Source organism: Acidovorax sp. DMC1 (assembly GCF_056314325.1).
Genome location: NZ_JBQUYO010000007.1, coordinates 70,865 through 92,841 on the forward strand (window position 1 = coordinate 70,865; position 21,977 = coordinate 92,841).

Genomic DNA, 21,977 nt, shown 5'->3' on the forward strand with positions numbered 1-21,977 from the left:
TCTGCCACAGGGTCAGCTGCCTGCCACCACGTCCCGCGCCGCAAAACGCACGCTGAAGCGCGCGCCGGGCGGGGTCTGGCCAGGGCGCGCGTCTTCGAGCGTGACCTCGGCATCGTGCTTGCTGGCAATCTCCAGCACGATGGGCAGGCCCAGCCCGGAGCCATCGGCCTCGCTGCCCAGGGCGCGGTAGAACGGCTGGAACACCAGCTCGCGCTCGGCCTCGGGCACGCCGGGGCCGGAGTCTTCGACCTGCAGCAGCAGCACATGGCCGAAGGTGTCGGCCAGCACGCGGGCGGTGACCACGCCGGGCTTGTCGGGCGTGGAGGGGGTGTAGTTGATGGCGTTGTCCACCAGGTTGCGCACCAGCTCCTTGAGCAGCGTGGGGTTGCCGTCGATCAGCACGCCCGGCGATCCCGGCTCGGCGCCGTCGTAGCCCAGGTCGATGTGCTTGTCGAGCGCGCGGGGCACCGAGTCGCGCACCACCTCGATCACCAGGCGTGCCAGGTCGCAGGGCTGGCGGGCAATGCCCACACCGCTGCCTTCGGCCCGGGCCAGTGCCAGCAGCTGATTGACGGTGTGCGTGGCGCGGATGCTGGAGCGGCCGATCTGCTGCAGCGAGCGCTTGAGCTCCTCGGTGCTGGTACCTTCGCGCTGGGCTAGGTCGGCCTGCATGCGCAGGCCCGCCAGCGGGGTCTTGAGCTGGTGGGCGGCGTCAGCCAGAAAGCGCTTTTGGGTGGCCAGCGAATCGTTCAGGCGCGTGAGCAGGTCGTTGACGGACGACACCAGTGGCGCCACTTCGAGCGGCACGGTGCGGTCGTCAAGCGGCGAGAGGTCGTCGGGGTTGCGCGCACGGATGCGCTGCTCCAGCTGGTTGAGCGGCTGGATGCCCCGCGCCAGCGCCAGCCACACCAGCAGCACCGCCAGCGGCAGGATGACGAACTGCGGCAGCATCACGCCCTTGATGATTTCGGTGGCCAGCACGCTGCGCTTTTCGCGCGTTTCGGCCACCTGGACCAGCGCCACCGGCGTGTCCTTGAGCGGCAGGCGCACCCAGATGTAGGCCACGCGGATGTCAATGCCGCGCATCTCGGCATCGCGCAGCCGTACCTCGCCGGACATGGGCACCTCGTCGCTCGGGGGCTCGGGCAGTTCGCGCTCGCCCGAGAGGAACTCGCCGCCCGGGCCGATGACCTGGTAGTACACGATGTCGGAGTCATCGGCGCGCAGGATCTCGCTGGCGGGCTGGGGCAGGTTGAACTGGGCCTTGTCGCCCACCACGCTCACCAGCTGGGCGAGGGCGTGGGCGTTGTACTCCAGCGCGCGGTCAAACGGCTTGTTGGCCAGGCCCTGCGCCACCAGCCAGGTCAGCGCCAGGCTCACGGGCCACAGCAGCAGCAGCGGCGTGAGCATCCAGTCCAGGATTTCGCCGAACAGGGAGCGCTGCTCGCGCTGGAAGATCTTCACAGCGCCCGCCGAGGCATTTTTGAAGCCAAAACACCCGATAGCGCTAGATTCATATGCACGAGCAGCTATCGTTTTGATAGTTAACTGGGGATCTTCTCAAGGCAGTAGCCCAGGCCGCGCACGGTGGCGATGCGGATGGGACCGCCTTCGATCTTCTTGCGCAGGCGGTGGATGTAGACCTCGATGGCGTTGTTGCTCACCTCCTCGCCCCACTCGCACAGGCGCTCCACCAGCTGCTCCTTGCTCACCAGGCGGCCGGCACGCTGCAGCAGCACCTCCAGCAGGCCCAGCTCGCGGGCGGACAGCTCGATCATCTTGCCGTCGATGGTGGCCACGCGGCCGGCCTGGTCGTACACCAGCGGGCCGTGCTTGATCGCGCTGCTTGTGCCGCCCATGCCCCGGCGCGTGAGGGCACGCACGCGGGCTTCGAGCTCTTGCAGGCTGAAGGGCTTGGCCATGTAGTCGTCGGCGCCAAAGTCCAGGCCCTTCACGCGTTCTTCCACGCTGTCGGCGGCGGTGAGGATGAGCACCGGCAGGGCGGAGCCCCGGCCGCGCAGCTTTTTCAGAACCTCCAGCCCATGCATCTTGGGCAGGCCCAGGTCCAGGATGAGCAGGTCGAACTCGTTGTTGGTCATGAGCGCCGCGTCGGCCTCGCTGCCGCTGGCGACATGGTCCACCACGGCGCCCGAGGCTCGCAGCGTGCGCAGCAGGCCATCGGCCAGCACCTGGTCGTCTTCGGCAATGAGGATGCGCATGCGGACTGTCTCCTTGGGTGGTGCGGCCCGTGGGCGGGCCTGTGTCGTCATTGTCTGCCTGTGCGAGGATTTTAGGGTGCCCAAGGCGCCCGCTCCCTGTCCGGCGTCTTTGGCTGACTGCAAGCTTGGGGCACGGAAAATGGCGGCCATGCACATCCTGCTCATCGAAGACGACCTGGACCTGGGCCAGGCCCTGCTGCAAGCCCTGCAGCAGGGCGGATTCACTGTGCAATGGCTGCGCAGCGTGGCCGCCACGCCGCCCCTGCCCGACGCCAACGAGGTCGCCGCCGTGCTGCTGGACCTGACCCTGCCCGACGGTCAGGGCATGGCGTTGCTGCGTCGCTGGCGCCGCGCGGGCCTCAGCCTGCCGGTGATCGTGATCACGGCCCGCACCGCCTTGCAGGACCGGCTTGACGGCCTGGACGGCGGTGCCGACGACTACGTGCTCAAGCCCTTCGATGTGCCCGAGCTGCTGTCGCGCCTGCACGCCGTGCTGCGGCGCAGTGCGCGCCAGGCCAGCGAGGAGTGGACGCTGGGCGCACTGCGCCTGGCGCCTCGGCGGCACGAGGCCTGGGTGGGCGACGAGCCCCTGGCGCTGTCACCGCGCGAGTTCCGGCTGCTGGTGGAGCTGGCGCGCGAACCCGGCAAGGTGGTGGCCAAGAACGTGCTTGCCCAGCGTTTCGAACCCCTGGGCGACGCGCTGGACGCCGCCACGCTGGAGGTGCATGTCTCCAACCTGCGCAAGAAGATCGGCGCCGAGCGCGTGGTCACGGTGCGTGGCGTGGGCTACCGGCTGCAGCCATGACACCACCGACCGAAACCCCCGCGCGCCCACGCGGCTGGTGGGGCCCGAGCCTCATGCGCCGCACCCTGCTGGCGCTGCTCGCGGCCATGGCGTTGGTGTGGCTGGTGCTGCTGGGCCAGGCGGCCATCACCCACTACCGCGCCATGGACACCAACCCCGGCGTGCGCCAGCTCGCCCAGGGGCTGGCAGGGGCGCTGGCCACGCTGGACCAGCCCGCCGAGGCCCGCGCGCTGGTGCACGGCATGGCCCACACCCTCAACGCCATGCGCGCCGATGTGGATCTGCTGCAGGGCACCTTGGTGCTGCTGCAGCTGCAGGACCGCACAGGCCAGCTGCTGCACAGCAGCACGGCCGGTGTGCACGCGGTGGTGCTGGCGGGCGACGCAGGCCATGCCGCGATGGACGTGGCTGGCACACCCCATTGGGTGGCGTGGGAAAGCACGGGCCCCTGGCGCGTGGTGGTGGCCGAGCCCCGCCTGGCCGATGCGCGGCTGCTGGGCTTCATGGGCGAAGATCTGGCGGCCTCGGTGCTGCTGGCGCTGCCGCTGGTGGGCTTGCCGCTGTGGTTGGCCGTGCGCACGGGGCTGCGCCCGCTGGCGCGGCTGGATGCCCAGATCGCCGCGCGCTCGGCCCACGACCTGCGGCCGCTGCAGCACCTGCCGCCCCAGCGCGAGCTGCACGGCCTGGCCCAGTCGTTCGACCAGCTGCTGGCCCGCCTGCGCGCCCACCTGGCGCGCGAAAAGGCGCTGGTGCATGACGCTGCCCACGAGCTGCGCACGCCCATGGCCGTCATCGCCACCCAGGCCCATGTGCTGGCGCAAGCCCCCGAAGGCCCCGCACGCGCGCAGGCCAGCGAGGCGCTGATGCGCGCCGTGCAGCGCGCCGCGCACCTGAGCGAACAGCTGCTCACACTGGCGGCACTGGAAGAAGCCCCCGCGCTGCACCCCGCCGCGCCCCAGGACCTGATGGCGCTGCTGCAGGACTGCCTGGCAGAGCGCGCGGGCTGGGCCGAGGGTCTGGGTGTGGAGCTGTCGCTTGACGGCCCGGACACCCTGGAGCTGCCGTTTGACCGACAGCTGCTCTGGTCCGCCCTGGGCAATGTGCTGGACAACGCGCTCAAGCACGGCTGCGGCCCCGGTGCGGGGCGCGAGGTGCAGTTGCGGGTGCGGCAGGAGGGCGGCGACGTGGTGGTCTGGATTGCCGACGACGGCCCGGGCATAGCGGCCGGCGAGCAAGACCGGGTGTTTGAGCGCTTCTGGCGCTCGCCGCGCGCGCGCAGCAGCGGATCGGGCCTGGGGCTCACCATTGCACAGCAGGCCATCGGCCACCTGGGCGGGCAGGTCCGCCTGGGGCCGGGGCTTCACGGGCGGGGCGTGGGCTTCACGCTGCGCTGGCCGGTGGCGGGCTGACAATCCGCACCCGGCAGCTCCACGCCCAGCGCAGATCTTTGGGTTCGCCCAAGGTTCGCGTTTCAACAATCCCGGCATCTTCTTCACTTCACGAGATGCCATGAACCCTACCCACCTTGTTACCCCTTCCACGGCGCGCAGCGCCCTCCTCCTCTCGCGCCGCCACTGGCTGGCCGCCGCAGGTCTGTCCACGCTGGGCAGTGTGCTCACCGCCTGCGGCGGTGGCGACGACGACGGCCCCCACGAAGCCCACAAGCGGGTGCAGGCTCTGGCCCAAGGGCTGGTGAAGCAGGGCGTGGTGGGCGCAGCAGCCGGGTGGGCGGACCCGCGCCAGGTCCGCACAGCCGTCGCGGGGCTGCGCCGCCTGGCGGGCAATGCACCCCTGGCCACGGGCGACCTGATGGCCATCGGCTCCAACACCAAGGCCATGACGGCCTGCGCGGCCGCGAGTGTGGTGGACCAGGGCCTGCTGCGCTGGGACAGCACGCTGGCCCAGACACTGCCCGAGCTGGCGCAGAGCGCCCTGCCCGCCTACCAGCAGATCACGCTGCGCGACCTGCTGGACCACCGCGCTGGGGTGATGGGTTTTTCAGCCATCGAAGACGTGGACCTGTTCGTGAATGCAGTGGGCCCCGAGGTGTTGGCGCGCTGGCAGCAACCTGCGCAGGCGGAGGCGTTCTTCCTGCAGTGGCTGCTGCGCCAGCCGCCCGTTCGCGGGACAGGCGCGGACCCCGGCTTTGCCTACTCCAACGCAGGCTATGCGCTGGCGGCCCGCATGCTGCGCGCGGCCACGGGCCTGGAGTGGGCGGATCTGCTGCGCCAGCGCGTGGCCCAGCCCCTGGGCCTGTCGCTCTTTGTGGGAGAACCGATGCGTGCCGGGAGCCAGCAGCCCGCCGGGCATGAAATCCTGGACGGGCGGCTGCAGCCCCTGCCGCTGGCCGAGGCGCCGGAACGTGTGTGGCTGGAGGTCTTGGACCCGGCAGGCGCCGTGAGCCTGACGGTGGACGAGGACGCACGGTGGCTGCAGTGGCATCTGCGGGCATTGCGCGGCGACGCCACCCCCTTGCCGCGAAGCTACGTGAAGGGTCTGCAGGACCTGGGGCACGCCCCCGCAGGCCGCTATGGCCTGGGTTGGCTGGTGCATGCGGCGCACGGCACAGGCTGGTTGCTGCACAACGGCCAGGACGCGGGCTTTCAGGCCATGTCGGTGGTCGCACTCGATGGCTCGCGCGCGGGCCTGGCCCACAGCAACATCGCCACGGCAGAGAGCATGGGCCAGCTCTACGACGGTGTCTCCACGCTGGTGGCCTGAGCCCGCCGGGCCCGCGCCGGGTGCTCAGCGCGGGTCGTGCGCCAGCAGCTTGTGTACCAGGGCTTGCAGGTCGGCCTGCAGGCGGGCCATGCCCTCGGGGTGCTGGGCGAGCGTCTGCTCGTCCATGTAGAGCTTGCGGTTGATCTCGACCTGGATGCTGTGGCGGTGCTGCGCGGGGTTGCCGTAGCGGCGCACCAGTTCCACGCCCTTGTAGGGGTGGTTGTATTCGACGCTGTAGCCGCACGCGCGCAGGTGCTCGCAGATCAGCGCCGACAGCGCCGGGCTGGCCGTGGTGCCGTCCCGGTCGCCCACTACGAAGTCGGCATGCTCCAGCCCCGGAAACTCGGTGGCAAAGCGCCCGGCCACAGCGGGCATGGAGTGGCAGTTGAGGTGGATGCTGTAGCCATGGCGCGCGTGGGCGGCATCGATGGCCTGTGCCACGGCGGCGTGGTACGGGCGCCAGCAGCGGACAATGCGCGCACGCACCTCGGCCACCGTGAGCTGGCGCTGGTAGATGGGCTCGCCCTGGTCGGTGAACTTCCAGATCAGCCCCTTGCCCAAGCGCACCTTGCTGAGCACCTTGGGGTCAGTGGAAATGGGGTCGGGCCAGTCGCCGTCGAGCAGGCTGGTGTCCAGCTCGGTGGTGTCGCGGTTGGCGTCCAGGTAGATGCGGGGGAAATGGGCCTCGACCCAGGCCACGCCGAGCGGGGGGGCAAAGGCGTAGATCTTCTCGACGTGCGTGTCTTCGGCCCGGCGCAGCGTGGCCAGGTCGAGGGCGGAGCCAAAGTCGTCGGGGTATTGGGTGCCGCTGTGGGGAGAGTCGAGCACCAGCGGGGTGCTGCCGGGCACCGCAGTGACGGTGGCGGTGGAGGGTTGGGTGGCAAGCCCCGGGGAGCCGGTGACGCCGGGCTGGGCTTGCTGGAAGCGGTGGTGGATCAGTTTCAAGGCTGCATGCATAGGCAGAGTGTGCGCAAAGGAGGGCGGCTGGCCTAGCCGCCCAGACCGGGATGTGACTATGGTTATCCCTGAGGGGCATCCGCGTCGTTTCGTCATCCCGGCTGTGGCCGTCCCCGGGCCCAGGGCCCGGGGGGGAATCAGGTCAGTCGAGCACCACCTTGGCGTAGGCGGCAACGCCCTTCATTTTCTCGATCTCGTGGGCGATCTGCGCGGTGAACTCTTTGGACGTTGTGCCCGATGGGTACAGGCCCTGCCCCGCGAGGCGCTCCCGCACGGTGGGTTCCTTCAGGGCCTGGGCCACGGCCTGCTGGATGCGTTCCACCACGGCGGTGGGTGTGCCCGTGGGGGCGACCATGCCAAACCACGAGGGTTCGTTGGCCTGCTTGTAGCCCAGCGCGGCGTAGGTGGGCACGTCGGGCAGCACGTCCAGCCGCACGGGCCAGGACACGGCCAGCGCCCTGAGCTTGCCCGCCTTGATGTAGGGCAGCGACGAGGCCACCTGGTCAAAGTAAACCCCTACCTGGCCCGCCAGCACATCGTTGATGGCCGGGCCCGCGCCCCGGTAGGCGATGTGGACCATGGAGGTGCCCGATGCGCGCTTGAACAGCTCGCCCCACATGTGGCCGATGGTGCCATTGCCGGGGGTGGCGTACGACACCTTGCCGGGGTTGGCCTTGAGGTATTTCACCAGCTCGGCGAGGTCCTTGACGGGCAGTACCGTCGGATTCACCACGATCACGCCAGGCGCCTTGACGATCTCGGTCACGCCCACAAAGTCCTTGGTGGGGTCGTATGGCAGCTTGCTGTAGACGGCGGGGTTCACGCCATGGGTGGACAGCGTGGCCACCCCCAGGGTCAGGCCGTCTGCCGGAGCCCGCGCCACTTCGGCCATGCCGATGGAGCCGCCTGCACCGCCCCGGTTCTCCAGCACCACGGGCTGCTTGAGGATGCGCGCCAGCGGCTCTTGCAGGCTGCGGGCCGTGATGTCGGTCGCTCCGCCCGGGGGGAAGGGCACGATGATGCGCAGAGGCTTGCCCTCTTGCGCCAAGGATATTCCAGGAACGAAAGATACAGCGGCCAGCGCTGAGAGCATATGACGGCGTTGCATGGAGGATTCTCCTGTTGAAGAGACTCAAGGTTACGGAGGCTGCTCCCAATCAACAAGCAATGGTTGGGCCTGATAACATTCCATATTGGAATGATCAAGCGCTGAGCCCATGTCCTCCCTCCGCCGGTTGTCGCCCCCTTTGCACCTGTTGCGCGCGTTCTCCATGGTCACGCGATTTGGCAGCGTCTCCCGCGCGGCCGAGGCCTTGCACCTCACCCAAAGCGCGGTCAGCAAGCAGGTCAAGGAACTGGAGGGCTGGGTGGGCGTACCGTTGTTCGAGCGCAGCCGCAAGCGCCTGGCGCTGACCCCGGCGGGCGAGCGCTACGAGAAGGCCGTGCGAGGCGTGCTGGCGCAGCTCGAGGCCGCCACGCTGGAGCTGATCACCAGCGATGACGGCGGCGGCGCGCTGCACCTGTCCAGCCTGCCCACGTTTGCGGCCAAATGGCTTATCCCGCGCCTGCCGCAGTTCCAGCAGCAGCACCCGCAAATCACGCTGCACTTTGTGCCCTATGTGCACAGCTACGACTTCACCCGGCCCGAGCTGGACTGCGCCATCCTGTTCGGCGACGGCCACTGGCCCGGTGCGCACGCCCACCACATCACGGGCAACGAGGTGGCGCTGATCGCCCCCCGCACCAAGGTGGCCGACTGGCCCATCCACACCCCGCGCGATGTGGCCCGCTACACCCTGCTGCGCCACGTGACCGTGCCTGAGGCGTGGTTGCGCTGGAGCGAGACGCACGGGGTGGAGGGCCTCATCGACCCGCTGGCTGGGCCGCAGTTTGACCAGTTCCAGACCATGATCCGCGCTGTGATGGCAGGCATGGGCCTGGCGCTGGTGCCGCGCTGCCTGGTGCAGGACGAAATCACGGCGGGCCTGGTGCGCGAGCCCTTGCCCGATGCCGACCTGCGTGGCGGCTACCGGAGCGATGTGGGCTACTGGTTCTGCTACCCCGAAGGCCGCACGCAACTGCACGCGCTGCAGTGCTTCAAGGAATGGTTGCTGGCGTGCGCTGAGCCTGTGGGGGCATAGAACCAGTTCTTAGACGCCCGTATCGCCGCCCGCATAGGCCTCCAGCCCGATCGCCACCACGGTGGCCACGTCTTGGCCCACCTCGGCGCGGAACTCCGCCTCGGCCTGCGCCACCGCATCCTGGAACGCTTGCAGCCATGCCAGGCCGGTGGGCGTGAAGCACACGCGCCGCGCCCGCGCATCCAGTGGGTCTGCCCGCCGTGTGACCAGCCCCCAGGCCTCGCACTGGTCCACCAGGTTGGCCATGGCCTGCTTGGTCATGCCCGCGCGCTGGGCCAGGTCGGTCAGCCGGTCGCCCTGCAGGGCCAGGTGCCGGGTGATGTGCACGTGCGCAGCCGTCACCTGGTCGCGCGCCGCCAGGTTGGACAGTGCCAGCGGCACCTCCACGTTGCGCGCCATGAGCTGCAGCACCCGCGCGTCGAAGCGGCGCAATGCACTGCCCATCAGGCGGCCCAGGTGGGTTTGGCGCCAGCGGTCATCAGCTTCCGGGGCGGATGGGGCGGAGACGGCGGCAGGGGAAAAATCGGCCATGCGATATTGTCAGGCAAACTGACTAAAAATCGCTTTATCTGGATTTCATTGCTCGCATAAACTACTGTTCAAGCATCCAGCCTGTGATTAACCGCAGAGCAATGCAAGCATCCAACCTGTTGTTTTTCAAGGAGTTTCTCATGGACGTCGCAGTCAAAGGCACCAACCCCGCATTGCCCGTGAACACCGAAAAGGCCAAGGCCCTGGCCGCCGCGCTCGCCCAGATCGAGAAGCAATTTGGCAAGGGCACGATCATGCGCCTGGGTGAAGGCGAGGTGATCGAGGACATCCAGGTGGTCTCTACCGGCTCCCTGGGCCTGGACATCGCCCTGGGCGTGGGCGGCCTGCCGCGCGGCCGCGTGGTCGAGATCTATGGACCGGAATCGTCGGGCAAGACCACGCTCACGCTGCAGGTGGTGGCCGAGATGCAAAAGCAAGGCGGCACCTGCGCGTTTGTCGATGCCGAGCACGCCCTCGACGTGCAATACGCCCAGAAGCTGGGCGTGCAGCTGTCCGACCTGCTGATCAGCCAGCCCGACACCGGAGAACAAGCCCTGGAAATCGTGGACAGCCTGGTGCGCTCGGGCGCCGTGGACCTGATCATCGTGGACTCGGTGGCAGCCCTCACCCCCAAGGCCGAAATCGAAGGTGAAATGGGCGACGCGCTGCCCGGCCTGCAGGCCCGCCTGATGAGCCAGGCGCTGCGCAAGCTCACCGCCACGATCAAGAAGACCAACTGCATGGTCATCTTCATCAACCAGATCCGCATGAAGATTGGCGTGATGTTCGGCTCGCCGGAAACGACGACCGGCGGTAACGCGCTGAAGTTCTATGCCTCCGTGCGCCTCGATATCCGTCGCACCGGCACCATCAAGAAGGGCGACGAAGCCATCGGCAACGAGACCAAGGTCAAGGTGGTCAAGAACAAGGTGAGCCCGCCTTTCAAGACGGCCGAGTTCGACATCCTGTTTGGCGAAGGTATCAGTCGCGAAGGCGAGATCATCGACATGGGCGTGAACGCCAAGGTCATCGAAAAGAGCGGTGCCTGGTACGCCTACAACGGCGAGAAGATCGGCCAAGGCCGTGACAACGCCCGCGAGTTTTTGCGTGAAAACCCCGACCTGGCCCGCGAGATCGAGAACAAGGTGCGCGAAGGGCTGGGCATTGCGCTGCTGCCTGGCGCACTGCAAGCCCCGGCAGCGGCTGCAGACGAGTGATTTGCGGTTTTTGAAGCCAAATGGCCTGCAGGCGCACATTCCATATGCGCCGGCAGCTATTGAAAATATAGCGTTTGGTCAGCCATGGGATTCACTGCGCTCTCGCTCAAAGGCCGTGCACTGCGGCTGCTGAGCCAGCGCGAGCATTCGCGGGCCGAGCTGCAGCGCAAGCTCAGCCCCCATGTGCAAGAGGGCGAAGACCTGGAGGCCGTGCTGGACGACCTGCAGGCCCGGGACTTCATCAGCGAGGCGCGGGTCGTGGAGTCGGTGCTGAACCGGCGCGCAGGGCGCCTGGGTGCATCGCGCATCCGACAGGAGCTGCAATCCAAAGGGCTGGGCGCCGAGGCCGTGCAGCAGGCAGTGGCCCAGTTGCAAGGCAGCGAACTGGAGCGTGCCCGCGAGGTGTGGCGCCGCAAGTTTGGCGAGCCCGCCACCGACCCGCAAACCCGCGCCAAACAGATGCGCTTCTTGCTGACGCGGGGGTTCTCGGGCGATGTGGTGCGGCGCGCCGTGCAGGGCGCCGACGATTCCGACGAGGGATGAGCGCACTGCTCACAAGCAGGGCTTTCGACCCACCTTCGCTAGGGCTGTGGTGTGCTTAGACGCCCAGCATCAGCTGCAGGTTCTGCACTGCGGCGCCACTGGCGCCCTTACCCAGGTTGTCCAGGCGCGCAATGACCACCGCCTGCCGGTATTGTTCGTTGGCAAACACGCGCAGCTCCAGTTGGTTGGTGTCGGTCAGCGTGTCGGCTGCCAGCTTCAAATCGTCGGTGGGCGGCAGCACGCTCACCCATTGTTCGGGCGTGTTGGTGCGGCTGTAGTGGGCAGCCAGCGCGTCGTGCAGGTCGCTGGCCTTGGGGGCGCCGGGCAGCAAGTCCAGGTGCAGCGGCAACTGCACCAACATGCCCTGGCGGAAGTTGCCCACTGCAGGGATGAACACCGGGCGGCGCGTGAGCCCGGTGTAGCGCAGGATCTCTGGGATGTGCTTGTGCGACAGGCCCAGCGCATACGCTTCATAAGGTGCTGCCGTACCTGCCTGGTACGCTTCGATCATCGTGCGGCCACCACCGGAGTAGCCCGACACCGAGGGCAGGCTCAAAGGGTAGTCCGCAGGGATTAGCCCCGCATCGACCAGCGGGCGCAAGATGGCAATGGCCCCGGTGGCGTAGCAGCCGGGGTTGGATACGCGGCTGGCTTCGCGCACTGCTTGCGCCTGCGTTGCGGCGAGTTCTGGAAACCCGTACACCCAGCCATCGGCCGTGCGGTGCGCGGTGCTGGCATCGATGACCTTGACTTTGCGGCCCGAGCTGCGCTCGATCTCGTCCACCATGGCCACGGTGTCGCGCGCGGCGTCGTCGTGCAGGCACAGCACCACCAGATCCACCCCCGCGATCAGGTCGCGCTTGGCGGCAGGATCTTTGCGCAGCTCGGGCGCAATGCTGACCAGATCGATCTGCGGCATGGCCTGCAGGCGCTCGCGGATCTGCAGGCCTGTGGTGCCGGCTTCGCCATCAATAAAGACTTTGGACATGGAGGTGCTCCTGCAAAAAAGGACGGCAGCGTCTGCCGGCAAAAGGGATGGGAAAGGCTGCGACGCCAACCCTGGATGTAAGCCAGGCACAAGGATGGTGCGTTGCAGCATGATACAGTCGCGGGTTGCCATGTCCCAAGCCCGCGGCCAGACAACTGTTCATGGTAAACGGGTAACTACCACCCTTCCCTGAGAGAGACCTCATGAAGATTCACGAATACCAAGGCAAGGAAATCTTGCGCAATTTTGGTGTGCCCGTTCCGCGTGGCATTCCCGCATTCACGGTGCAAGAAGCCGTGGAAGCAGCCCAGAAGCTCGGCGGCCCCGTGTGGGTGGTCAAGGCCCAGATCCACGCCGGTGGCCGTGGCAAGGGCGGCGGCGTGAAGGTCGCCAAGACCATTGATGACGTGAAGGCTCGCGCCAGCGAAATCCTGGGCATGCAACTGGTCACGCACCAGACCGGCCCCGAAGGCCAGAAGGTCCGCCGCCTGTACATCGAAGATGGCGCCGACATCAAGAACGAGCTGTACGTTTCGCTGGTCACCGACCGCGCCACGCAGAAGGTCGCCCTGATCGCTTCGAGCGAAGGCGGCATGGACATCGAAGAGGTGGCCCACTCCACGCCTGAGAAGATCGTCACCGAGATGATCGACCCGCTGACCGGCATCACCGAAGCGCAAAGCCGCAAGGTGGCTGCCGCCATCGGCCTGACCGGCGCTTCCATCGACCAGGCTGTGGACATCTTCGCCAAGATCTACAAGTGCTACATGGACACCGATGCGTCGCTGGTGGAAATCAACCCGCTGAACTGCGACTCCAAGGGCAACCTGATGGCCCTGGACGCGAAGTTCAACTTTGACGCCAACGCCCTGTTCCGCCACCCCGAAATCGTCGCCTTCCGCGATCTGGACGAAGAAGACCCTGCCGAAGTGGAAGCTTCCAAGTTCGACCTGGCCTACATCAGCCTGGACGGCAACATCGGCTGCCTGGTGAACGGCGCTGGCCTGGCCATGGCCACCATGGACACCATCAAGCTGTTCGGCGGCGAGCCTGCCAACTTCCTGGACGTGGGCGGCGGTGCTACCCCCGAGAAGGTCACCGAAGCCTTCAAGATCATGCTCAAGAACCCCAAGGTCAAGGGCATTCTGGTCAACATCTTCGGCGGCATCATGAAGTGCGACACCATCGCCACCGGCGTGATCACCGCTTGCAAGGCCGTGAACCTGAACGTGCCGCTGGTCGTGCGCATGAAGGGCACGAACGAAGAGCTGGGCAAGAAGATGCTGGCCGAGTCCGGCCTGCCCATCATCGCTGCAGACACCATGGCCGAAGCTGCGACCAAGATCGTTGCTGCCGTCAAGTAAGCCCGGAGAACACACATGTCGATCTACATCAACAAAGACACCAAGGTCATCACCCAGGGCATCACGGGCAAGACTGGCCAGTTCCACACTGAAAAGTGCCAGGAATACGCGAACGGCAAGAACGCTTTCGTGGCGGGCGTGAACCCCAAGAAGGCGGGCGAGTCGATCTTCAACATCCCAATCTACGCCTCCGTCAAGGAAGCCGCCCAGCAGACTGGCGCCACCGTGTCGGTGATCTACGTGCCTCCAGCAGGCGCCGCAGACGCGATCTGGGAAGCCGTCGAAGCCGACCTGGACCTGGCCATCTGCATCACCGAAGGCATTCCCGTCAAGGACATGCTGATGGTGCGCAACAAGATGAAGGCCAAGGAAGCTGCCGGCGGCAAGAAGACGCTGCTGTTGGGCCCCAACTGCCCTGGCCTTATCACGCCTGACGAAATCAAGATCGGCATCATGCCCGGTCACATCCACCGCAAGGGCCGTATCGGCGTGGTGTCCCGTTCGGGCACGCTGACGTACGAAGCCGTGGCCATGCTGACCGAAGTGGGTCTGGGCCAATCGAGCGCTGTGGGCATTGGTGGCGACCCCATCAACGGCCTGAAGCACATCGACGTGATGAAGGCTTTCAACGACGATCCAGACACCGACGCCGTGATCATGATCGGCGAAATCGGCGGTCCTGACGAAGCTGAAGCCGCCCAATGGTGCAAGGCCAACATGAAGAAGCCCGTGGTCGGTTTCATCGCTGGCGTGACAGCCCCTCCCGGCAAGCGCATGGGCCACGCGGGCGCGCTGATCTCCGGCGGTGCGGACACGGCCGACGCCAAGCTCGCCATCATGGAAGAGTCGGGCTTCGTGATCACGCGCAACCCGTCTGAACTGGGCAAGCTGCTCAAGGCCCAGCTGAAGTAAGTTGCCTGGCCCCGTCGCGACCGTAAGCACAATTACGGACGCGGCGCTCGGCACAGACCGCTAGACTAGCGGCTCCAACAAAAAGAGAAGCGCTCGGAACCCCGGTTCCGGGCGCTTCTTGCATTCATAACAGTGGAGTCAGTCATGGAGTTTCTGCAAAGCGCCGATTTCTGGATCGGCCTGGTGAAGATCGTCTGGATCAACATCATTCTTTCGGGCGATAACGCGGTGGTCATCGCGCTGGCCGCCCGGTCCCTTCCCCCCCATCAGCAAAAGAAAGCCGTGTTCTGGGGCTCTGGCGCCGCCGTGGTTCTGCGGATCTTGTTGACGGTGGTGGCGGCCAAGCTGCTGGAGCTTTCGTTCCTGCAGATCGTGGGGGGGTGCCTGTTGCTGTGGATTGGTTTTCAGCTGCTCAGCGATGACGACGAGGAAGAGGGCGAGTCCAAGACCTATGGCAGCCTGATGGCCGCCGTTCGCACCATCCTCATTGCCGACCTGGTGATGAGCCTCGACAACGTGATCGCCGTGGCCGCTGCGGCACAGGGCAATGTGGTGCTGCTGGTGCTGGGCTTGGCCATCAGCATTCCGCTGGTCATCTTTGGTAGCACCCTCATGATCAAGCTCATGGAGCGTTTCCCCATCATCGTGGTGCTGGGTGCAGCCCTGATTGGTTGGGTGGGTGGGGAAACCATCGCCAGCGATGCCATCTTGCACGACTATGCGGTGGCGCATCCCGCACTGCACTATGTGGCGGCCGCACTCGGCGCAGCGCTGGTCGTAGGCGTCGGCAAGTTCTGGCGCAAGGGGTCGAACAGCGCCTCCGCCACTTGACGGCTGGAGCTGCGGCCGGGGCTTGCGCGCAAGCCTCGGCTGCTGTGTCAGATATAACGTGTGACAAAAATGGCACAGCAGTCACTTCCCATGGAAAGGCTGCGTGACAAGAACGGCACCTGACGCTGCCCCGGGGGCCGATTCGCCGCCCATCCCCTTGTCTCTGCTGTCCCGACTGCCTGTGTTTGCTTGGGCGCGGTTATTGCTTGAAACCCACCCAATACTGAGTGGAACAACAGCAAGTGGGACGAAAAACCTCGGCGCGGCGGATGGGTGGATGGCGTACCGATGGCTTGTGGGGCGGATTGGTGGCATTGGCTGTTGCAGGCCTGTGCGCAGTGACGGGCGCATCGCTCACGCTTGAACTCAAGCTCTACGACGCGGCCATCCGCACCTCGTCACCCGCCCCGCTGGCCGACGTGGTGATTGTGGGCATGGACGATGCCAGCTTGGCAGCACTGGGCCCGTGGCCCTGGTCGCGCGATATCCATGCCCGCTTGATTGATCGCCTCTCCGCAGCGGGCGCCCAAACCGTTGTTTACACCCCCGCGTTCACGCAGCCCCAGAGTGACAGGGGGTTGGTTTATCTGCGAAAGATCCGCGACACCCTGTCTGCTTCGACAGAAGCAACCCCATTGACAGCCGAGCTGGGCCGCGTGGTAGGAGAGGCAGAAGCCGCACTGGACGGAGATGCGCGTCTGACGGCATCCATCCAGCGGGCGGGTAACGTGTTTCTGGCCTCGCGGTATGAAAATGCGGGTGCTGCAGCCCCTCTGCCCGCGTACGTACGCCGCAGCACGGCACCCGACCCGGGTACGACTGCCACCACGCTGCAATCCGCGCAGCACCCCATCCCGTCGTTGGGAACGGTGGCGGCGGGAGTGGGGCATGTGTACGTAGAGCCCGACAACGACGGTCGTGTGCGCCAGATTCCTCTGCTGCTTCGCTACGACAGCGTCGGGGTGCCGTCCTTGGCGTTGCTGGCGGTACAACACAGCCTGCACCTGGGCCTGGATGACCTTCGTGCGCTGGATGCGTCGGAGGGCTTGCGCCTGGGCGGGTTGAACATTCCCACCAATGCAGGAGTCATGCTGCGCCCCCGCTGGCAGGTGTCTGGCGACAGCGCAGGCACATTCCCAACGCTCTCAGCTGCAAGTGTGCTCGATGGAACGGCTCCCGCCGGCAGCCTCAAGGGCAAGATCGTGCTGGTGGGCGAAATGACATATGCGCCGGGCGCTGCCGCTGTGAGGGTGGGAGAGCGTCTCGTCCATCCCGTGGAGGTGCTTGCGCAAGCCGTGTCGTCCATGCGCCTCGGATTGGGGGTGGTCGAACCAGGCTGGGCCATGCCGCTCACCTGGCTGGTGTTGGCGCTGGCGCTGCTCTATGTGGTGCTGGTAGCGCCCCGTTTGGCTCGCCCCTTGGTGGTGGCTGTGGGGGCTGGGCTCGTGCTTGCGGGTGTTGCCACGGAGTGGACTCTTTTGCGTTACGGCGGTTTGTGGCTTTCGTTGCTGTCGCCCGTTCTGGCCGTACTGACCGGTACCACCGTCGTAGCACTTTTGCACCAAGGGCAGCGCAGCGAAACCTCCGCGCGCTCTGCCGAAGCCGCCGAAGCCGACCGCATGATGGGCTTGGCCCTGCAAGGCCAAGGGCAGCTGGACATGGCCTTTGAGCGCTTGCGCAAGGTGCCTGCCAGCGGCGCACTTCTGGACAATCTCTACCATCTGGCGGAGGACTTCGAGCGCAAGCGCCACTTCGGCAAGGCGCAGGCGGTATACGAACATATCCTGCGCCATGACCGGCACTACAAGGACGCTCGCAGCCGCTACAAGCGTGCCAAGGCGCAGGCTCAAGGGGGGGCGCAAGCTCCGCAGGGCGCCACAGACTCTTTGCCTGGCGCCTCCGCCGCAACACCCCGCCTGCCAGGCGATGCGAGCGTCGGCGTGCCCATGTTGGGCCGCTACCAGATTGATCGCGAAATTGGCAAAGGTGCCATGGGGGTGGTGTATCTGGGGCGCGATCCCAAAATCGGCCGCGTCGTGGCCATCAAGACGCTGGCCTTGGGACAGGAGTTTGAAGGCGATGCCTTGATTGATGCGCGCGCGCGGTTTTTTCGCGAGGCCGAAACTGCGGGGCGATTGCAGCATCCGAACATCGTCACCATTTTTGATGCCGGCGAGGAGCATGACTTGGCCTACATCGCCATGGAGTTCCTCAAAGGCCAGGACCTGACCCATGCTTGCGGCCAGGACCGGCTGCTGCCAGTCCCCACCGTACTCTCCGTTGCGGCCAGGGTGGCCGATGCGCTGGACTATGCCCATGCCCATAACGTGGTGCACCGCGATATCAAGCCGGCCAACATCATGTTTGACAGCAGTACCGACGCGGTGAAGGTGACGGACTTTGGCATTGCGCGCATCACGGATTCGAGCAAGACCCGCACGGGGCTTGTTCTGGGGACCCCCAGCTTCATGTCCCCGGAGCAATTGGCCGGAAAGAAGGTCGACGGGCGTTCGGATCTTTATTCGCTGGGCATCACCCTCTTCCAGTTGCTGACGGGTACGCTGCCGCTGCGGGGTGCGTCCATGACCGAGCTGATGCACAAGATTGCGAGCGTGGAGGCTCCCGATGTGCGGCAGCTGCGCCCTGAACTTTCAGCGGCTGTGGCCAAGGTGGTGGCGCTGTCCTTGCAAAAGCGCCCGGAGGCACGCTATCAGACCGGGCGGCAGTTTGCGGCGGACCTGCGGCAGGCCTTGGCGGGCGACGCGCAATCCAGCCCTGAGGCAGTCGTCTATGATGCGGACCGCGATGCAACAGGGCAAGAAATGGCGGATTTTCAGGAAACCGTGATGGAGCCCCCCGCCGTGCGGGGTGCGGCAGCCCCGCCGATTTCGGGCGCCCCATGACGCACGCCTCCACATCCATGACCTACGAATTCACTGCGCGGACCGATAAGGGCCGCGTGCGTTCCAACAACGAAGACGCGGTCGCCGTTGACCGCGATGCGCAGGTCGCGATACTGGCCGATGGCATGGGCGGCTACAACGCGGGTGAGGTGGCCAGCGGCATGGCCACCACCTTCATTCGTACCGAGATGGCCCGCTGGCTGGCCCAAGCGGGCGCAAGTCCCCAGTCCACGGACGTGCGCCGGGCGCTGGAAATCTGTGTCGAGAACGCCAACCACGCCATTTTGGGGGCGTCGCTCTCCAATCCGCAGTACGCGGGCATGGGTACGACGCTGGTGGTGGCGGTGTTCCACGGCAGCCGCCTGATCCTGGGGCATATCGGCGATTCGCGCTGCTACCGCCTGCGCGATGGTGCTTTGCAGCAGATCACGCGGGACCATTCCTGGTTGCAGGAGCAGGTCGATGCAGGGCTGCTGACGGCGCAGCAGGCGGCCCTGTCTTCCAATCGCAATCTGGTGACCCGGGCCCTGGGTGTGGAGCCCAATGTGCTGATGGAAGTCAACGAGTTCCAGGTGGCGCCGAATGACCTGTTCCTGCTGTGTTCCGATGGGCTCACCGACATGGTGTCCGATTCGGATCTGGCGGAGCTGATACGGGCGCCCATGCCTTTGGAAGAAAAAGCGACACTGCTCATTGACACCGCCAATGCCAACGGTGGTCGTGATAACGTGAGCGTGCTGCTGGTGCAGGCTGCCGCAGGAGGCAAGAAGCGCGGCCTCATGTCCCGATTGCTAGGGGCCTCTTGAACGGCCCGAACTACAACAATTCATCACATCAGGAGTGGATCATGCCGAGAATGATCGTTTCAATCGACGGCGTTGTTATCAAGGAAGTGCAGCTGACCAAGGAGCGGACTACGCTGGGTCGGCGCCCATACAACGACATCGTGATCGACAACCTCGCGGTGAGCGGTGAACATGCGGTGCTCCACATGGTGGGACACGATGTGGAGATTGAGGATTTGGGCAGCACGAACGGCACCTACGTGAATGCCAAGGCCGTCAAGCGCCAGGAGCTGCGCAATGGCGACACGGTCGAGGTGGGCAAGTACAAGATCCGCTTTTTGCAGGATGCCGAAGGTCAGAATTTCGAGAAGACCATGATCTTCAAGCCCGGCATGGTGCCGCCTGCAGTAGCCGCCGCCAGGCCCGCGCCAGCCGCCCCTGCGCCCGCTCCGATTTCAGCAGTGATTCGTGTCATGTCGGGCGCTGCAGCGGGGCGCGAGGTGTCCTTGCAAAAGGTTGTGACCACCATTGGCAAGCCTGGCGTGGCCGTGGCATCCATCACCAAGCGGCACCAAGGTTTTGTATTGGCTCACGTGGAGGGGCCTGAAATGCCCCTGCTCAACGGTGCGGCCATTGGTGCTTCGCCTGTTCCCCTCAAGCATGGCGATCGTCTGGAACTGGCTGGCACCGAAATGCAGTTCGAACAGACCTGACGCTTGGCATGGGCCCGCGCTATGGCTGCGGGCCTTTGCTGAACTGAATCTTCTCTCCTTGCGCGCGGACCCATGCTGCTGCAGTCCCTGTCGCACCTGTTCCGCCGACGCTGGCGGCGCATTGCAGTCACGCTGATACCGCTGGTTTTTGCACTGCTGCATGTGGCCGATGTGCTCCACCTGCAGGTGTTGGAGAGACTGGACAACATCATCTACGACACCCGCCTGCGGGTGACCATGCCTCGAACGCTGGACGAGCGCATCGTCATTGTCGATATCGACGAGAAAAGTCTGGGGCGTGTGGGCCAATGGCCCTGGCGCAGGGACAAATTGGCCGCGCTGGTGCGCGAACTGTTTGAGCGCCAGCAAGTGTCGGTCATCGGGTTTGACGTTCTGTTTGCCGAGGCCGACGAGAGTTCAGGTCTCTCTACGTTGCAAGAGCTGGCCCAAGGCCCTTTGCGCAGCCAGCCGGCCTTCCAGGAGCAACTGAAAAGACTGGCACCGTCGCTGGACTATGACGCGCTTTTTGCGCAGTCCTTGCGTGGGCAGCCCGTGGTGCTGGGTTACTACCTTTCGGGCGAAGACCGCGATGGCATCACGAAAGGCACGCTGCCGGACTCTGCGCTCCCGTTGGAACGCTTACGGGGCCTGCCGCTGGGAGCAACCACTTGGCGCGGCTATAGCAGCAATATCGAGGCATTGACCCGCGCAGCCCCTGCTGCGGGGTTCTTCAATTCCATCACGGACGAGGATGGGGTCGTTCGCTCCCTGCCGTTGTTGGCCGAGTACCAGGGGCAGTATTACGAGTCGCTGGCGTTGGCCATGTTCCGCACAGCCATCGGGTTGCCAGAAATCCATCCGGGCTTTGTAAACCCCACGCCCGTTGGGACGCATGATTTGCTGCAAAGCATCGTGTTGCGCCAGGATGGTCGCACGCTGGCACTCCCTGTAGACCAGCAACTGGCCACCCTCATTCCTTATCGGGGACCGGGAGATGCCAAAGGGGGCTCCTTTCGGTACATCTCAGCGTCGGACGTTCTGGATGGCGTGCTCCCACCGGGCCAGCTCAAGGATCAATTGGTGCTGGTTGGGTCCACCGCGCCTGGCTTGCTCGATTTGCGTGTGACGCCAGTGGGCAGAACCTACCCTGGCGTAGAAACCCATGCCAACGTGTTGTCGGCATTCCTGGATGGCAAAAGCATCGTCCGGCCCGACTATGCCGCCGGGTTTGATGTGCTGCAGCTCCTCTGCGCAGGGCTACTTTTGGCGGTGGCATTGCCGCTCCTGTCTGCATCTTCAGCGGTCTTACTGAGCGCCGGCGTGGTTTCTGCGCTCGTGGGGCTGAACCTGTGGATGTACATTGCGCAAGGTTTGGCGTTGCCGCTGGCTACGGCGGTGGTGATGTCCATGCTGGCCTTCGCGCTCAACATGGCCTACGGTTATTTTGTGGAAAGCCGGTCCAAGCGCGAACTCGCAGCGCTGTTCAGCGCCTATGTGCCTCCAGAACTGGTGGCCGAAATGGTCAAGCAGCCGGAGCACTACAGCATGCAGGCCACCAACCGGGAGCTGACGGTGATGTTCTGCGACATGCGGGGCTTCACCGCCATGTCTGAGCGGATGGAGCCTTTGCAGCTGCAGGGGTTGTTGAATGAAGTGTTCAGCAAGCTCACCCATATCATCCGCAGTCACCGCGGCACCATCGACAAATACATGGGCGACTGCGTTATGGCGTTTTGGGGAGCTCCTGTGGCTACACCAGACCACGCGCAGTTGGCGGTGACTGCGGCCCTGGAAATGTCGCAGGCCATTGGGCAAATCAACGCCAATCATCGCCAGCGCGGCCTGCCCGAGATCGGAGTGGGCATTGGTCTCAATACGGGCGTCATGTGCGTGGGAGATATGGGCTCTGACATCCGGCGCAGCTACACGGTCATCGGGGATGCGGTCAACCTTGGCTCGCGGCTTGAGGGGTTGTCCAAACACTACGGCACGTCGATCGTGGTGAGCGAGTCCGCCATGCAGCTCGCCCCTCAGTTTGCATGGCAGGCCATGGATCGCGTTCGCGTCAAGGGCAAGGCGCAGGCCGTCCCGATTTACCAGCCGCTGGCGCCCCGGGATCAGCTACCCGCCGAACTTGGCGAAGAACTGGTGTTATGGGAGGGTTTTCTGCGAGCCTATGCGGCGCAGGAGTGGGCACAATGCGACAAGCTGATGGCGCAGTTGCGAGGTTGCCGACCTCATTGCACTCTCTACGAGTTGTATGCTGCACGGGTCGAAGGCCTGCGTGGGTTGCCTTTTAATCCTGACTGGGACAGCGCCACCAATTTCGACACCAAGTAGAAGGCTC

The 21,977-nt window shown here is 65.5% G+C and carries 19 protein-coding genes; 13 read left to right on the top strand and 6 right to left on the bottom strand.

Annotated elements, in window-relative coordinates:
• Positions 1-12 precede the first annotated feature (12 nt).
• Both ACT531_RS15190 and ACT531_RS15195 read right to left on the bottom strand, forming a co-directional pair.
• Positions 13-1,464 (bottom strand): sensor histidine kinase, encoded by a 1,452-nt coding sequence (locus ACT531_RS15190; RefSeq protein ID WP_110960762.1) that lies wholly within the window; start codon positions 1,462-1,464, stop codon positions 13-15.
• Positions 1,465-1,544: 80 nt separating this feature from the next.
• Complete coding sequence (locus ACT531_RS15195; RefSeq protein WP_015016303.1) at positions 1,545-2,219, bottom strand: response regulator; 675 nt, start codon at positions 2,217-2,219, stop codon at positions 1,545-1,547.
• A gap of 148 nt (positions 2,220-2,367) precedes the next feature.
• On the opposite strand from ACT531_RS15195, the gene ACT531_RS15200 reads away from it, so the two are divergent.
• From ACT531_RS15200 to ACT531_RS15210, 3 genes are all read left to right on the top strand, one after another.
• A complete protein-coding gene (locus ACT531_RS15200) occupies positions 2,368-3,024 on the top strand; it encodes a response regulator (RefSeq protein WP_476017944.1) in 657 nt (218 codons plus the stop codon).
• On the top strand, positions 3,021-4,433 hold the full coding sequence (locus ACT531_RS15205) for a sensor histidine kinase (RefSeq protein ID WP_476017945.1): 1,413 nt from the start codon (positions 3,021-3,023) through the stop codon (positions 4,431-4,433). The genes ACT531_RS15200 and ACT531_RS15205 overlap by 4 nt, the downstream gene beginning before the upstream one ends.
• Before the next feature lie 100 nt (positions 4,434-4,533).
• The gene (locus ACT531_RS15210; RefSeq protein WP_476017946.1) at positions 4,534-5,745 is read left to right on the top strand and encodes a serine hydrolase domain-containing protein; all 1,212 of its coding nucleotides are present in this window, start codon (positions 4,534-4,536) and stop codon (positions 5,743-5,745) included.
• Between the two features lie 24 nt (positions 5,746-5,769).
• Here the strand turns inward: ACT531_RS15210 and ACT531_RS15215 are convergent, their stop codons facing one another.
• Positions 5,770-6,702 (bottom strand): N-formylglutamate amidohydrolase, encoded by a 933-nt coding sequence (locus ACT531_RS15215; RefSeq protein ID WP_476017947.1) that lies wholly within the window; start codon positions 6,700-6,702, stop codon positions 5,770-5,772.
• Between the two features lie 142 nt (positions 6,703-6,844).
• Entirely contained in the window at positions 6,845-7,810 is a 966-nt protein-coding gene (locus ACT531_RS15220) for a Bug family tripartite tricarboxylate transporter substrate binding protein (protein WP_015016301.1), read from the bottom strand.
• A 109-nt stretch (positions 7,811-7,919) separates the two neighbouring features.
• Here ACT531_RS15220 and ACT531_RS15225 point away from each other — a divergent pair, with 109 nt between their 5' ends.
• The gene (locus tag ACT531_RS15225; protein ID WP_476017948.1) at positions 7,920-8,843 is read left to right on the top strand and encodes a LysR substrate-binding domain-containing protein; all 924 of its coding nucleotides are present in this window, start codon (positions 7,920-7,922) and stop codon (positions 8,841-8,843) included.
• 9 nt (positions 8,844-8,852) lie between these two features.
• Here the strand turns inward: ACT531_RS15225 and ACT531_RS15230 are convergent, their stop codons facing one another.
• Positions 8,853-9,374 carry a MarR family winged helix-turn-helix transcriptional regulator gene (locus tag ACT531_RS15230; protein ID WP_476017949.1) on the bottom strand — a complete coding sequence of 174 codons (522 nt, stop codon included), beginning with the start codon at positions 9,372-9,374 and terminating at the stop codon, positions 8,853-8,855.
• 140 nt (positions 9,375-9,514) lie between these two features.
• On the opposite strand from ACT531_RS15230, the gene recA reads away from it, so the two are divergent.
• Both recA and recX read left to right on the top strand, forming a co-directional pair.
• On the top strand, positions 9,515-10,591 hold the full coding sequence (gene recA, locus ACT531_RS15235) for a recombinase RecA (protein WP_015016298.1): 1,077 nt from the start codon (positions 9,515-9,517) through the stop codon (positions 10,589-10,591).
• An 84-nt stretch (positions 10,592-10,675) separates the two neighbouring features.
• Positions 10,676-11,134: a recombination regulator RecX gene (recX, locus tag ACT531_RS15240; RefSeq protein WP_476017950.1), complete on the top strand. Its 459-nt coding sequence runs from the start codon at positions 10,676-10,678 to the stop codon at positions 11,132-11,134.
• Between the two features lie 55 nt (positions 11,135-11,189).
• On the opposite strand, the gene argC is transcribed toward recX, so the two are convergent.
• Positions 11,190-12,122 carry an N-acetyl-gamma-glutamyl-phosphate reductase gene (argC, locus tag ACT531_RS15245; protein WP_476017951.1) on the bottom strand — a complete coding sequence of 311 codons (933 nt, stop codon included), beginning with the start codon at positions 12,120-12,122 and terminating at the stop codon, positions 11,190-11,192.
• A 203-nt stretch (positions 12,123-12,325) separates the two neighbouring features.
• Here argC and sucC point away from each other — a divergent pair, with 203 nt between their 5' ends.
• The 7 genes from sucC to ACT531_RS15280 all read left to right on the top strand — a co-directional run bounded on the left by sucC (position 12,326) and on the right by ACT531_RS15280 (position 21,970).
• Positions 12,326-13,486, top strand: a complete 1,161-nt coding sequence (sucC, locus tag ACT531_RS15250; RefSeq protein WP_015016295.1) for an ADP-forming succinate--CoA ligase subunit beta — start codon at positions 12,326-12,328, stop codon at positions 13,484-13,486.
• Positions 13,487-13,501: 15 nt separating this feature from the next.
• The gene (gene sucD / locus ACT531_RS15255) at positions 13,502-14,398 is read left to right on the top strand and encodes a succinate--CoA ligase subunit alpha (protein ID WP_015016294.1); all 897 of its coding nucleotides are present in this window, start codon (positions 13,502-13,504) and stop codon (positions 14,396-14,398) included.
• A 144-nt stretch (positions 14,399-14,542) separates the two neighbouring features.
• Entirely contained in the window at positions 14,543-15,229 is a 687-nt protein-coding gene (locus tag ACT531_RS15260) for a TerC family protein (RefSeq protein WP_476017952.1), read from the top strand.
• Positions 15,230-15,537: 308 nt separating this feature from the next.
• Positions 15,538-18,132 carry a CHASE2 domain-containing serine/threonine-protein kinase gene (locus tag ACT531_RS15265; RefSeq protein ID WP_476017953.1) on the top strand — a complete coding sequence of 865 codons (2,595 nt, stop codon included), beginning with the start codon at positions 15,538-15,540 and terminating at the stop codon, positions 18,130-18,132.
• A 17-nt stretch (positions 18,133-18,149) separates the two neighbouring features.
• Positions 18,150-18,938 (top strand): Stp1/IreP family PP2C-type Ser/Thr phosphatase, encoded by a 789-nt coding sequence (locus tag ACT531_RS15270; protein WP_209816814.1) that lies wholly within the window; start codon positions 18,150-18,152, stop codon positions 18,936-18,938.
• A gap of 41 nt (positions 18,939-18,979) precedes the next feature.
• Positions 18,980-19,630, top strand: coding sequence for an FHA domain-containing protein (locus tag ACT531_RS15275; RefSeq protein WP_015016290.1), 651 nt, complete (start codon positions 18,980-18,982; stop codon positions 19,628-19,630).
• A gap of 72 nt (positions 19,631-19,702) precedes the next feature.
• A complete protein-coding gene (locus ACT531_RS15280; RefSeq protein WP_476017954.1) occupies positions 19,703-21,970 on the top strand; it encodes a CHASE2 domain-containing protein in 2,268 nt (755 codons plus the stop codon).
• Positions 21,971-21,977 lie beyond the last annotated feature (7 nt).